This is a genomic window from Saccharopolyspora sp. NPDC003752 (genome assembly GCF_053605825.1).
This window is the reverse complement of the sequence record NZ_JBSGJZ010000002.1, coordinates 153950-166045: the sequence shown is the minus strand read 5'-3', so window position 1 is coordinate 166045 and position 12096 is coordinate 153950. Positions and strand designations below refer to the sequence as shown.

Below are 12096 nucleotides of genomic sequence, written 5' to 3'. Positions count from 1 at the left end.
GCCCAGCGCCCGCATCGGTCATCGGCGCGCTTGACCTGGGCGGGAGCCGGGACGAATCTGGCAGGTATGACGGCCGCTGCGGCGGAGAACCCGGCTTCCCGACCCCAGGACCGCCGCCATCGCCGGACCATGCACACCCGCGCGGCCATCGAAGCGGCGGCGCTGAAGCTGTTCACCGAGCAGGGCTTCGCCGGCACCACGGTGGAACAGATCGCCGAGGCCGCCGACATCGCCCCGCGCACGTTCTTCCGCCACTTCCCCAGCAAGGACGCCGTGCTCTTCGGCGACCCGGGCCGCGAGACCGAACGGATGCGCGAAGTGCTGGCCGCCCGGCCCGCCGGCGAGCACCCGATGCGATCGCTGGCCGCGGCGCTGCTGGACGCGGCCGAACGCATCGAACAGGACCGCGCGCAGCACCTGATGCGCGCCGAGCTGCTGGACGGCCTCGAGCACGCCGGCGACTACGAGCTACACCTCATCAGGCAGCGCTGGGTCCAGGACATGGCCGCGCTGGTCGCGGAACGGACGGGCACCGGCGACGACGACCCGCGCACGGTCGCCTACTCGATCACCCTGATGAGCTGCTTCGGCTCGGCCATGCACAGCTGGCTGGTCGGCACCGGCGGCACGCCGCTGCGCGAGATCCTCGCCCAGGTGCTGGACGAGACCGCCGGTGGCCTGGCCCAGGCCGCCGACGTGGTCGGTTCGGCGGTCCGGGGTTCGGCGCGCTGACGTCCCGTCAGTAGAGGCCGTTGGCGTAGGACGGGCCATAGTAGCGCTCCAGTTCCGCCAGCGAGTCATCCGGGCGCTCCAGGAACTTGGCGATCTGCGCGCGGGAGGCCACGGCGTCCGGCTTCCACGTTTCGGACTTCCACAGCGCGGAGCGCAGGAAGGCCTTCGAGCAGTGGTGGAAGACCTCGTCGATCTCCACCACCAGCGCCAGCGCCGGGCGGTGGCCCTTGACCACCATCTCGTCGAAGAACGGCGCGTCGCGCACCAGCCGCGCGCGGCCGTTGATGCGCAGGGTGTCGCCGCGGCCGGGGATGAAGTAGATCAGGCCGACGTGCGGGTTCGACAGCACGTTGCGGAAGCCGTCGACGCGCCGGTTGCCCGCCCGGTCCGGGATGGCGATCGTCCGGTCGTCCAGCGCCAGCGTGAACCCTGCCGGGTCGCCCTTCGGCGAGACGTCGCACGTGCCGTCCGCGGCGGCGGTGGCGATCAGGCAGAACGGCGAGGCCGCGAGCCACTGCCGGTCCAGCTCGTGCAGGCCGGGGCGCGCCTTGTCCGCGACGCGCTGCAGCGGCTCGCCGACGATCTCGCGCAGTTCGTCGACCGACGTGATCTCCACCAGACCAGTGAGCTCCATGGCTTCTCCCCAAGATCGATCTCCCACCTCAGACCGTACGACATCGGAGAGCCCCACCGAGAGTGGTTTTCGTCGCTGCGATCGGTTCAGAGGTCGAGCACGACCCGGCCCGTCGCGCGGGAGGTGCAGATCGCCATCCGGTCGTCCTCGGCCCGGCCCCGGTGGTCGACCTCCCCGGCGAGGACCCGGACGTGGCAGGTGCCGCAGAAGCCCTGGCGGCAGGAGTAGGGCACCTGCGGCAGGACCTCGCCGATCACGTCCAGCGCCGACCGGTCCGCGGGCACCTCGACGATCTCGCCGGTGCGGGCCAGCTCGACGGTGAACGGGCGGCCGTCGATGATCGGCGGCGCCGAGAACCGCTCCCAGTGCAGCGAATCCGCCGCGCTGCCGGGCAGATCGACCCGCACGCCGGTGATCATCGGGATCGGCCCGCAGCAGTACACCGCCGCGTCGGGCGGCGAGTGCTCCAGCAGTTCCGCGCCGGAGGCCGGGATGCCGAACTCGGTGTCCGGCCGGATCCAGACGCGCGCCGGGTCCAGCGCCGCCAGCTCGCCGAGGAACGGCATCGACTCGCGCGACCGTCCGGTGTAGACCAGCCGCCAGTCCGCGCCGCGCGCCGCGGCGGTGCGGACCATCGGCAGGATCGGCGTGATACCGATGCCGCCCGCGATGAACAGGTAGCGCGGCGCGGTGACGAACGGGAACGCGTTGCGCGGCCCGCGCACGACGATCCGGCTGCCGGAGCGGAGCTCGTCGTGGATCTCGCGCGATCCGCCGCCGTCGGCCAGCCGCCGGACCGCGATCCGGTAGTGCCCGAGCTCGCCGGGATCCCCGCACAGCGAGTACTGCCGCTTGCGGCCGGAGGGCAGCACGACGTCGAGGTGCGCGCCGGGCTGCCAGGAGGGCAGCGGCGCGCCGCTCGCGCTCGTCAGCCGCAGGCTGATCACCTCGTCCGCTTCGGCGCGCACCTCCGACACCAGCAGCGGGATGTCGCGGTCCACCGGCCGGACCGGCGGGCGGTCGCGGCGGTCGTTGCGGTGCAGCCATTCCACGGCGGTCGTCAGCTTGTCGAGCGCCCAGAGGAACCGGTCCGGGCCGGCATGGGTGAGCGCCGGCGGCACGGCGCGATCGACCTCGGCCATCAGTGCTCGGCCGCCTGCGCGGCGGGCGACTTCGCCAGGTACGCCACCGCCTGGCTGGTCGAACCGTGCTGCGACGGGTGGTAGGAGCGCCGGAAGTAGGGCGGGATCGCCTTCAGCATCTGCCAGTAGCCGGGCGTCAGCCCGAGCCGCCCGGTGCGCAGCATGTCGCGGAAGCGCGGCTTGCGGCGGCCGCGCAGCACCGGGTCGTGCGCCATCAGGTAGCGGACGCCTCGCGCCCACAGGATGGCCAGCACCGTGATCGCGATGACCATCGTCCGGCAGCGCTGCAGGTAGCCACCGTCGACGTGCATGTAGAGGTCGTAGGCGACCGACCGGTGCTCGACCTCCTCGGCGCCGTGCCAGCGCAGGAGGTCGAGCATCGTCGGGTCGGCGCCCGCGGCGTCGAGCTCCGCCGCGTCCAGCACCCACTGGCCGAGGAACGCGGTGTAGTGCTCGATCGCCGCGATCATCGCCAGCCGCTGCACCAGCCACGACTCGGCTCGCTTGCCGGTGTGCGGCCGGTCGCCGAGGATCTTGCGGAACATCCAGCCGACCTGCGCGGCATAGGGCCGGGTGTCCAGGCCGTGCGCGTCGAAGTGGTCCAGCACGCCCTGGTGCGACTCGGCGTGCATCGCCTCCTGGCCGACGAAGCCGCGGACGTCCTCCAGCAGCCGGTCGTCCTTGATCAGCGGCATCGCCTGCTTGAAGACCTCCACGAACCAGCGCTCGCCCTCCGGCAGCACCAGGTGCAGGAAGTTGATCATGTGGGTGGCGAACGGCTCGCCGGGAATCCAGTGCATCGGCAGCTGGGCCCAGTCGAAGGCGACGTCGCGGGCCTGCAACGCGACGCGGTCCGGTTCCCCTGGATCGATCTGCGACATCTCCGGCCTCCTCGGATCAGCGGGGCGTCAGGTCGGCCCGGGCCGCCGCGCGCAGCAGCCCGGGGGTCAGGCGGGACAGCACCAGGCCGACCTTGGCTTCGGCGGTGATCGGCGCGACCGCGGCGTCGCGCCGGACCGCGCGCAGGATCTCCGCGGCGGCGCGCTCGGGTGTGAAGTTCCGCCGCTGGTAGAGCTGCTTGGCCGCGCGGCGGCGCCGGTCCTGCTCGGCGTCGGCGACGCCGACGAACCGGGTGCTGCCGGTGATCCCGGTGTTGATCAGCCCGGGGCAGACCGCGGTCACCTTGATCCCGTCGGCGGCCAGCTCGGCGCGCAGGCATTCGCTGAGCGCCAGCACCGCCGCCTTCGTCGTGCTGTAAGCCGGGAGCAGCTTCGACGGCAGGTACGCGGCGGCGGAGGCGACGTTGACGATCCGCCCGCCCTCGCCGCGGTCGATCATCTGCCCGGCGAACAGCCGGCAACCGTGGATGACGCCCCACAGGTTGATGTCGATGACGCGTTCCCAGTCCGCCACCTCGGTGTCCGCGAAGGACCCGGCGACGCCGATGCCCGCGTTGTTCACCACCACGTCCGGGGTGCCGAGTTCGGCGTGCACGTGCTCGGCGAAGCGCTCCATGCCCGCCTGGTCGGCCACGTCGACGCGGTAGGAGGTGGCGCCCGCGCCGGTGCGCGCGACCAGCTCCGCGGTGGCCTTGGCGGCGGCCTCGTCGATGTCGGCGGTGACCACGTGCGCGCCTTGCGCGGCGAAGGCCAGCGCCGTCGCCCGGCCGATCCCGCCGCCCGCGCCGGTGATCACCACCAGCCGGTCCTGGAAGTGCTGGCGCCCCGGGCGGATCCGGGCGGCCCGCAGGGCTCGCGGCTCCGCGCCGCCTTCGACGTGGTCGACGAGTTCCGCAGCGCACCGCGCGACGAGCTCGGGCCGGCTTCTCGGCAGCCAGTGGCCGCCCGGCAGGCGGCGCACCCGCAGGTTCGGCACCCACGGCGCGATCCCGGTCTGCAGGGGCGTCGACACGAACGGATCGCCGCCGGGCGCGAGGACCTGCACCGGGATCTCGGCGCGGCGCTCCCCCGGATTGCCCAGCCGGGACCGCATGTTCGCCCGGTACAGCTGCAAGCCGTGCAGGCCGTCGGACAGCGCGGGGCGCGTAGGGTTCGCCGCCGCGCGGGGATCGAGCCGCTCCAGAGCACCGATCAGCTTGGGCAGCGCCCCGGCCCGCCACGCCAGCTCGGGCAGGACCGGGAGCTGGAAGAAGCCGATGTAGCCGGAGAAGATCAGCTGCGCGACCAGGTCGCGCAGCCCGCGCGGCGTGGGCCGGTGCAGCTTGGCCCGCATCCAGCGGCCCGCGTGGTCCAGGCAGGGCCCGGAGATCGACGTGAACGAGGCGAACCGGTGGGCCAGCCGCGGATCGGTCACCGCGTGCCAGGCCTGGACCGAGCCCCAGTCGTGGGCCAGCAGGTGCACCGGCCGGTCCGGGCTCACCGCGTCGGCGACGCGGCGCAGGTCGTCGGCGAGCCGGTCCAGCAGGTAGGCGTCGGTGCCGCGGGGCTTGTCGGACTCCCCCGCCCCGCGCACGTCGTAGGTGACCACCCGGTACCGCCCGGACAGCGCCGTCACCACGCCGTCCCAGATCGAGCGGTCGTCGGGGTAGCCGTGCACCGCGAGCAGCGTCGGGGCGGCCGGGTCGCCGTGCTCCCGCACGGCCAACCGCAGCCCATCGCCGGTGTCGATCCACCTGCCGGAATCCGCTTCGCGCGGCGTGCGAGCCATACCCCGCAGAGTACAGACCTTGTCAACAGTCATTGTCACAGTCGACTTGTTCCGGCACCCGGCAAGCGCGCCGATTTCGCGCGAGAACGACGCCTCAACCTCGTGGCTCCGGCACGTCGAGGGCAGCTCCGGCGCTTCGCCCGCGCGACCGCATCCGGAACAGCTCCTATAGTCCGGGGCATGGCCGATCCGCGGCAGCTGGTGCCGGGCACCGACAGAGTGCTGGCCGATCCCGAGGTGGCCGCCGCAGCTGGACGGCTGGGCCACCGGCTGGTCAAGCACGCGGTGCACGCGGCGCAGGAACGGGCTCGCGCCGGCGAGATCGCGCCCGACCGGGTCGTCGCGGAAACCCTTGCCGCACTACCGGAATCCGCGTCGAGCATCCGGCCGGTGCTCAACGCGACCGGCGTCCTGCTGCACACCAACCTCGGCCGCGCGCCGCTGTCGGACACGGCGATCCACGCCCTGCAACAGGCCGCCGGGACCACGGACGTCGAACTCGACCTGCACACCGGCCGGCGCGGCCCGCGCGGCGCGGCCGCCATCGCCGCGCTGCTGGCCGCCGTGCCGCGCGCCGAGGCCGCGCACGTGGTCAACAACGGGGCCGCAGCGCTCGCCCTGGCGGCGACCGCGCTCGCGCAGGGCCGCGAAATCGTGTTGGCGCGCGGCGAAATGGTCGAGATCGGCGACGGGTTCCGCATCCCCGAGCTGCTCACCGCCACCGGCGCCCGGCTGCGCGAGGTCGGCACCACCAACCGGGTCCGGCTCGACGACTACCGGGCGGCACTCGGACCGGACACCGGCTTCGTCCTCAAGGTGCACCCGTCGAACTTCGTGATCACCGGTTTCACCTCGTCCGTGCCGGTCGCAGCGCTGCGCGAACTCGGGGTGCCCGTGGTCGCCGACATCGGGTCGGGCTTGCTGCACCCGCATCCCGCCCTGCCGCGGGAACCCGATGCGACCACGGCGCTTTCCGACGGCGCGGATCTGGTCATCGCCAGCGGCGACAAGCTCCTCGGCGGGCCGCAGGCCGGGCTGCTGCTGGGCGGGGCCGAGATCGTGCACCGCCTCCGGCGACATCCGCTGGCGCGTGCGCTGCGCGTCGACAAGCTCACCCTCGCCGCGCTGGAGGCCACCGTGCGGGGTCCGAGCACGCCGACCGCGCAGCGGCTCCGGCAGGACCGTGCCGACCTGTTGCGCCGCGCCGAACGGCTCGCGGATCTGCTGACCGCCGCCGGTGTCCCGGCCTCGGCTCAGCACAGCGAGGCGACCGTCGGCGGCGGCGGAGCCCCCGGCGTCACGCTGCCCAGCGCGGCCGTCGCGCTCCCCGATCGCTTCGCGAAACTCCTGCGCGAAGGGCACCCTCCCGTCCTCGCCCGCATCGAACGCGACCGCTGCCTGCTCGACCTGGCCGCGCTGGCCCCCGAACACGACGAACTGCTGCATCGCGCGGTGCTGGCGGTGGCCTGATGCACGTCATCGCCACCGCGGGGCACGTGGACCACGGCAAGTCCACGCTGATCCGCGAGCTGACCGGGATGGAGCCGGATCGCTGGGCGGAGGAGCGCCGCCGGGGCCTGACGATCGACCTCGGGTTCGCGTGGACCCGGCTGCCGGACGGCTGCACCGCGGCCTTCGTCGACGTGCCCGGCCACGAGCGGTTCGTGCCGAACATGCTGGCCGGGGTCGGGCCGGTGCCCGCGGTGCTGTTCGTCGTCGCCGCCGACGAGGGCTGGATGCCGCAGTCCGGCGAACACCTGGACGCCCTGGCAGCCCTCGGCGTCCGGCACGGCCTGCTCGCCGTCACCCGCTGCGACCTGGCCGACCCCGGCCCCGCCACCGAGCAGGCCCGCGATCGGCTGCGCGGCACGTCGCTCGCCGGCATCCCGGCCGTGCACGTCAGCGGACGCACCGGTGCCGGTCTGGGCGAGCTGCGGCACCGGATCGACGAGCTCGTCCACCGGCTACCCGCGGCCGACCAAGATGCCGACGTGCGGCTCTGGGTGGACCGCGCGTTCACCATCCGCGGCGCTGGAACGGTCGTGACCGGCACCCTCCCGGCAGGGACCCTCCGCGAAGATGCCCGGCTCCTGCTGCATCCCGCCGGGGTGGAAGTGACGGTCCGGGGCCTGCAGGCGCTCGGATCATCCGAACACCAGGTCGGCGCCGTCGCGCGGGTGGCGGTCAACCTCCGCGGCGTGGACCTCGACCAGGTGCGGCGCGGCGACGCGCTGCTGACCCCGGACCGGTGGCTGACCACCGATGTCCTCGACGTCCGGATCCACCGGGCGGCCTCGCCTGCTTCCGTCGGCACCAGAGCGGCACCACGTCTTCCCCGCGACCTGGTGCTGCACGTCGGCGCGGCGGCGGTCGGGGCGCGCGTCCGGCCGCTCGGCCACGACACGGCGCGGCTGACGTTGCGCGCCCCGCTGCCCCTCCGCATCGGCGACCGAGCCCTGCTGCGCGATCCGGGAAGCCGGTGCATCTGCGGCGGAATCGTGGTGCTCGACGTCCGTCCGCCGCGGTTGACCAGGCGCGGAGCGGCCCGCGCGCGGGCGGCCGAACTGGACACCATGGACGGCCGCCCCGACGGCGCGGCCGAGCTGCGGCGTCGCCGCCTGGTCCGCGCCGATGATCTGCGCGCGATGGGCGCCACCCCGCCCGGGCCCGGGCCTTGGCTGCTGGACGAGGAACGCCGCGACGAACTCGCCGGCCGCCTCGACGGCCTGCTGGCGCGGCACCGCGAGACGCACCCGCTGGACGACGGCATGCCCGCCGAGGCCGCCCGCCGCGCCCTGGACCTGCCCGATCCGGACCTGTTGACCCCGATCGCCCGAGCAGCCGGGATCGCTTTGAGCGAAGGACGGTTGCACAAGGGACGGAGCCGGTTGCCCGAGCACGTGCAGCGCGCGGTGGAGACGATCCGGCCCGCGCTCGTCGACCACCCGTTCCAAGCCCCGACCGCCGGCGAACTCGCCGAACTGGGCCTCGGCGAGAAGGAACTCGCCGCAGCCGCGCACACCGGCGCGCTGCTGCGCCTGGCTCCCGGCCTGGTGCTCCTGCCGGGCGCCGACGACGACGCCGTGGCACGGCTGGCTCGGCTGCCAGAGCCGTTCACCCTCAGCCAGGCCAGGCAGGCGCTGGACACCTCGCGCCGCGTTGCGGTTCCCTTGCTGGAACTGCTCGCTCGCCGCGGCCGGACGCAACGGCTGGCCGACGGCACCCACCGCGTTGTTTCCCCACCCCGGGCCCGGGGAAATACCGGGGGCAACCCGACGCCACGGCGATGAGCAGGACTTCTGCGATCTTGCGCCCATCACCGCATGGTGAACACCGGCGGCGCTCGGGCGCCGGGGCGATGGGAGGCAACCATGCCGCGGAAGATCTGGACCGGCTCCATCAACTTCGGCCTCGTCACCATCCCGGTCGGGCTCTACGCCGCGACCGAGGACCACACCATCCAGTTCCACCAGTACGAGCGCGGCACCGCCGACCGGATCCGCTACAAGCGCGTCAACGAGCGGACCGGCGAGGAAGTCGGCTTCAACGACATCGTCAAGGGCCGCGAGTTCGACGGCGGGGTCATCACCGTGGAGCAGTCCGAACTCGACGAGATCGCCCCCGGCCGCTCCCGCACCATCGACATCACCACGTTCGTCGACCTCACCGAGATCGACCCGGTGCACTTCCAGAAGACCTATTGGCTGGCCCCCAACAGCAAGGAGCACTACCGGCCGTACAACCTGCTGCGCCGGGCGATGCACGAGACCAGCCAGGCCGGGATCGCGACCTTCGTGCTGCGCGGCAAGCAGTACCTCACCGCGGTGCGCGCCGACGACACCGTGCTGGCGCTGAACACCCTCTTCTTCGCCGACGAGGTCCGCGACCCGGGCGAGCTGATCGGCGACGCGGGCGAGCAAGCGAATCCGTCGGAGAAGGAACTGCAGATGGCGACCACGATCATCGAGTCGATGAGCGGGCCGTGGGAACCCGAGCAGTACGAGGACACCTACACCGCGAAAGTCGAGGAGCTGCTGGCGGAGAAGGCCCACGGCGGCGAGGTGAAGGCGGCGGAGGAGCCGCCGAAGCCGACGGACGTCATCGACCTCACCGAGGCGCTGCGGCGCAGCGTCGACGAGGCCCGCAAGGGCCGCAAGCCCGCGCAGGCCGAGGAAGACCTGTCGGAGCTGAACAAGGCCGAGCTCGACGACCGGGCGAAGCAGCTGGGCATCAAGGGCCGCTCCAAGATGAAGCGCGCCGAGCTGGAGGAAGCGGTGGCCGCGGCCATCCGGAAACCCACCGGCACCGAAGGACGCCGTTCCCGCAAGGCCTCCTGACCACAGTGGACACACAGGCGAGGAGATCCGCCTGGCCCTGCCGGGCTAGCGATCAGGCGTCGAAGTCGACCGTGACCTCGTCGGTGGTCGGCAGCGACTGGCAGGTCAGGACGAAGCCCTCCGCGACCTCGGATTCCTCCAGTGCGAAGTTGCGGCGCATCCGGACCTCCCCGCAGGTGACCTTCGCCCGGCAGGTGCCGCAGACGCCGCCCTTGCACGCGAACGGCAGGTCGGGGCGGATCCGCTGGGCCGCGTCCAGGACCGGGACGTCGCGGGGCAGCGACATCGGCGTCGACCGGCCGTCGAGCACCACCGTGACCTCGCTGGTCGGGCCCTCGACCACCGGCTCCTCGTGGCGCGCCGGCTCCGGCGGCACGTCCTCGACGTAGAACAGCTCCTGGTGGATCTGCCCGGTGGCGACGCCGCATTCGCGCAGCACGTCCTGGGCGTCGCTGACCATGCCGTACGGCCCGCACAGCCACCACTGGTCTACGGAACCGGCATCGACCACCGTGGACAGCAGGGCCCGGATCTTCGCCGCGTCCAGCCGGCCGGTGAACAGCTCCGACTCGCGCGGCTCCCGCGAAAGCACGTGCACCAGCTCCAGCCGCGCCGGGTAGCGGTCCTTCAGGTCGGCGAGCTCGTCGGCGAACATCACCGTGTCGCTGCGCCGGTTCCCGTAGAGCAGCGTCACGGTCGCGTCCGTCTCGCGCAGCACCGACGCGGCGATGGACAGCACGGGCGTGATGCCCGATCCGGCGGCGACGCACACGTGCCGTTCGTGCGCGGTCAGGTCCGGGCTGAAGCCGCCGACCGGCGGGAGCACCTCGATCTCGTCGCCGGGCCGCACCTCCTGCACCAGCCAGCTGGAGAACAGCCCGCCCGGCACGTGGCGCACGCCGATCCGCGGCGCCGCGCCGTGCGGGGCGCAGATCGAGTACGACCGGCGCTCCTCGCGGCCGTCCACCCGGCGGCGCAGCGTCAGCGACTGGCCCGGCCGGAACGCGAACTCCTCGGCGAGCTCCGGCGGGACGTCGAAGCTGACCGCGACCGCGTCCTCGCACAGCCGCTCCACGTGGCTGACCCGCAGCGGGTGGAAGGTCGTGCGACGGCGGCCGGTCCGCTCGGTGGCGGCCGGGGCGGGCGCGTCGACGGGGGCGGGACGGACCACGTCAGATCTCCTTGATGTGCTCGAAGGGTTCGCGGCACGAGCGGCACCGGCGCAGCGCCTTGCACGCCGTCGCGCCGAACTGCGAGACCTGCTCGGTGTCCGGCGAACCGCACTGCGGGCAGCGGACCTGGGCGCGCGGCGCCGTCAGCGTCAGCGGCACCGGGCCGGGCGAGCGCTGCGGGGCGGCGCCCGGCGGGGCGATGCCGTAGTCGGCCAGCTTCCGCCGGCCGACCGGGCTGATCCAGTCGGTGGTCCACGGCGGGTCCAGCACCGTGCGCACCTCGACGTCGGCGAACCCGGCTTCGCGCAGCCGGTGGCTGAGGTCCGCGCGCATCTCGCGCATCGCCGGGCAGCCGGAGTAGGTGGGTGTGATCGACACGACCACCGTCCCGTCCCCGGCCATCTCGACGTCGCGCAGGACGCCGAGGTCGGCCAGCGTCAGCACCGGCAGCTCCGGGTCGGTGACCGACTCGGCGACCGCGCGGGCGTGCCGGAGGCCCGGCTTCGTGCTCGTCACCACGTCGCCTCCGGGTGCGCTCGGGCCAGGCTCTGCAGCTCGGCCAGCAGGAAGCCCAGGTGTTCGGTGTGGACGCCGTCCCGGCCGGTCCGCCCGGCCACCCCGGCCAGCGCCGACGCATCGGGTCGCCGCAGGGTGGCCGCGGCGGTGACCTGGTCCAGGACGTCGTCGAACTCGGCTCGCGCCTGCGCCGGATCGGTGCCGACACCGGCCGCGACCATCTCCCGGTCGGTCGCGTTCGTCGCGAAGAGCTCGTCGACCAGCGGCCACACGTCGTCGAGCCCCTGCTGCATCCGCGCGTGCGACACCTCGGTGCCGTCGCCGAGCCGGACCGCCCACTGCGCCGCGTACTCGCGGTGGTAGGTCAGCTCCTTGACGCCCTTGGCCGCGATCGCCGCCAGCACCGGGTCGCGGGACTCGGCGAGCCGGGCGAACAGCGCCAGCCGCCACGTCGCGAACACCAGCAGCCGGGCGATGGTCTGCGCGAAGTCGCCGTTCGGCGGCTCGACCAGCCGCACGTTGCGGAACTCCCGCTCGTCGCGGAAGTACGCCAGCTCGTCCTCGTCGCGCCCGCTGCCGTCGGCCTGCCCGGCGCGGGACAGCAGCAGCCGCGCCTGGCCCAGCAGGTCGAGCGCGATGTTGGCCAGCGCCAGCTCGTCCTCCAGCTCCGGCGCGCGGGTGACCCACTCGGTCAGCCGCTGCGAGGCGATCAGCGCGTCGTCGCCGAGCATCAGGCAGTACCGGGCGAACGCGGCGCCGTCGACGCCCTCCGGCAGCGTGGTGTCCACTCCGGACAGCGGGTCGTCGAAGCCGGTGCCGAAGGCCCAGCGGGACTCGCCATCCGGCTCCGCCGCGGTCAGCGCCTCGTAGGCGTTGTCGAACGACATCAGGCCGAC

At 73.4% G+C, this 12096-nt stretch carries 11 protein-coding genes; 4 read left to right on the top strand and 7 right to left on the bottom strand.

The window, feature by feature from the left end:
* Positions 1 to 66 precede the first annotated feature (66 nt).
* Complete coding sequence (locus tag ACWEV3_RS03635) at positions 67 to 732, top strand: TetR/AcrR family transcriptional regulator (protein WP_452612380.1); 666 nt, start codon at positions 67 to 69, stop codon at positions 730 to 732.
* A gap of 7 nt (positions 733 to 739) precedes the next feature.
* On the opposite strand, the gene ACWEV3_RS03630 is transcribed toward ACWEV3_RS03635, so the two are convergent.
* From ACWEV3_RS03630 to ACWEV3_RS03615, 4 genes are all read right to left on the bottom strand, one after another.
* On the bottom strand, positions 740 to 1366 hold the full coding sequence (locus ACWEV3_RS03630) for a pyridoxamine 5'-phosphate oxidase family protein (RefSeq protein WP_452612379.1): 627 nt from the start codon (positions 1364 to 1366) through the stop codon (positions 740 to 742).
* Between the two features lie 86 nt (positions 1367 to 1452).
* Positions 1453 to 2508, bottom strand: a complete 1056-nt coding sequence (locus ACWEV3_RS03625) for a PDR/VanB family oxidoreductase (protein WP_452612378.1) — start codon at positions 2506 to 2508, stop codon at positions 1453 to 1455.
* On the bottom strand, positions 2508 to 3389 hold the full coding sequence (locus ACWEV3_RS03620; protein ID WP_452612377.1) for a metal-dependent hydrolase: 882 nt from the start codon (positions 3387 to 3389) through the stop codon (positions 2508 to 2510). The genes ACWEV3_RS03625 and ACWEV3_RS03620 overlap by 1 nt, the downstream gene beginning before the upstream one ends.
* 16 nt (positions 3390 to 3405) lie before the next feature.
* Positions 3406 to 5175: an SDR family oxidoreductase gene (locus ACWEV3_RS03615; RefSeq protein WP_452612376.1), complete on the bottom strand. Its 1770-nt coding sequence runs from the start codon at positions 5173 to 5175 to the stop codon at positions 3406 to 3408.
* 180 nt (positions 5176 to 5355) lie between these two features.
* On the opposite strand from ACWEV3_RS03615, the gene selA reads away from it, so the two are divergent.
* From selA to ku, 3 genes are all read left to right on the top strand, one after another.
* Complete coding sequence (gene selA, locus ACWEV3_RS03610) at positions 5356 to 6645, top strand: L-seryl-tRNA(Sec) selenium transferase (RefSeq protein ID WP_452612375.1); 1290 nt, start codon at positions 5356 to 5358, stop codon at positions 6643 to 6645.
* A complete protein-coding gene (gene selB, locus ACWEV3_RS03605; RefSeq protein ID WP_452612374.1) occupies positions 6645 to 8465 on the top strand; it encodes a selenocysteine-specific translation elongation factor in 1821 nt (606 codons plus the stop codon). The genes selA and selB overlap by 1 nt, the downstream gene beginning before the upstream one ends.
* An 81-nt stretch (positions 8466 to 8546) precedes the next feature.
* Positions 8547 to 9512 (top strand): non-homologous end joining protein Ku, encoded by a 966-nt coding sequence (gene ku / locus ACWEV3_RS03600; protein ID WP_452612373.1) that lies wholly within the window; start codon positions 8547 to 8549, stop codon positions 9510 to 9512.
* Between the two features lie 52 nt (positions 9513 to 9564).
* Here the strand turns inward: ku and paaE are convergent, their stop codons facing one another.
* The 3 genes from paaE to paaC are packed head-to-tail and all read right to left on the bottom strand — an operon-like array spanning position 9565 to position 12087.
* Positions 9565 to 10683, bottom strand: coding sequence for a 1,2-phenylacetyl-CoA epoxidase subunit PaaE (gene paaE / locus ACWEV3_RS03595; RefSeq protein ID WP_452612372.1), 1119 nt, complete (start codon positions 10681 to 10683; stop codon positions 9565 to 9567).
* Position 10684: 1 nt separating this feature from the next.
* Entirely contained in the window at positions 10685 to 11203 is a 519-nt protein-coding gene (gene paaD, locus ACWEV3_RS03590; protein ID WP_452612371.1) for a 1,2-phenylacetyl-CoA epoxidase subunit PaaD, read from the bottom strand.
* A complete protein-coding gene (paaC, locus tag ACWEV3_RS03585) occupies positions 11197 to 12087 on the bottom strand; it encodes a 1,2-phenylacetyl-CoA epoxidase subunit PaaC (protein WP_452612370.1) in 891 nt (296 codons plus the stop codon). The genes paaD and paaC overlap by 7 nt, the downstream gene beginning before the upstream one ends.
* Positions 12088 to 12096 lie beyond the last annotated feature (9 nt).

What these genes read in the sequence shown, in the direction of transcription:
- ACWEV3_RS03635 (WP_452612380.1), top strand. Translation starts at nt 67, where the DNA reads ATGACGGCCGCTGCGGCGGAGAACCCGGCTTCCCGACCCCAGGACCGC.
- ACWEV3_RS03630 (WP_452612379.1), bottom strand. Translation starts at nt 1,366, where the DNA reads ATGGAGCTCACTGGTCTGGTGGAGATCACGTCGGTCGACGAACTGCGC.
- ACWEV3_RS03625 (WP_452612378.1), bottom strand. Translation starts at nt 2,508, where the DNA reads ATGGCCGAGGTCGATCGCGCCGTGCCGCCGGCGCTCACCCATGCCGGC.
- ACWEV3_RS03620 (WP_452612377.1), bottom strand. Translation starts at nt 3,389, where the DNA reads ATGTCGCAGATCGATCCAGGGGAACCGGACCGCGTCGCGTTGCAGGCC.
- ACWEV3_RS03615 (WP_452612376.1), bottom strand. Translation starts at nt 5,175, where the DNA reads ATGGCTCGCACGCCGCGCGAAGCGGATTCCGGCAGGTGGATCGACACC.
- selA (WP_452612375.1), top strand. Translation starts at nt 5,356, where the DNA reads ATGGCCGATCCGCGGCAGCTGGTGCCGGGCACCGACAGAGTGCTGGCC.
- selB (WP_452612374.1), top strand. Translation starts at nt 6,645, where the DNA reads ATGCACGTCATCGCCACCGCGGGGCACGTGGACCACGGCAAGTCCACG.
- ku (WP_452612373.1), top strand. Translation starts at nt 8,547, where the DNA reads ATGCCGCGGAAGATCTGGACCGGCTCCATCAACTTCGGCCTCGTCACC.
- paaC (WP_452612370.1), bottom strand. Translation starts at nt 12,087, where the DNA reads ATGTCGTTCGACAACGCCTACGAGGCGCTGACCGCGGCGGAGCCGGAT.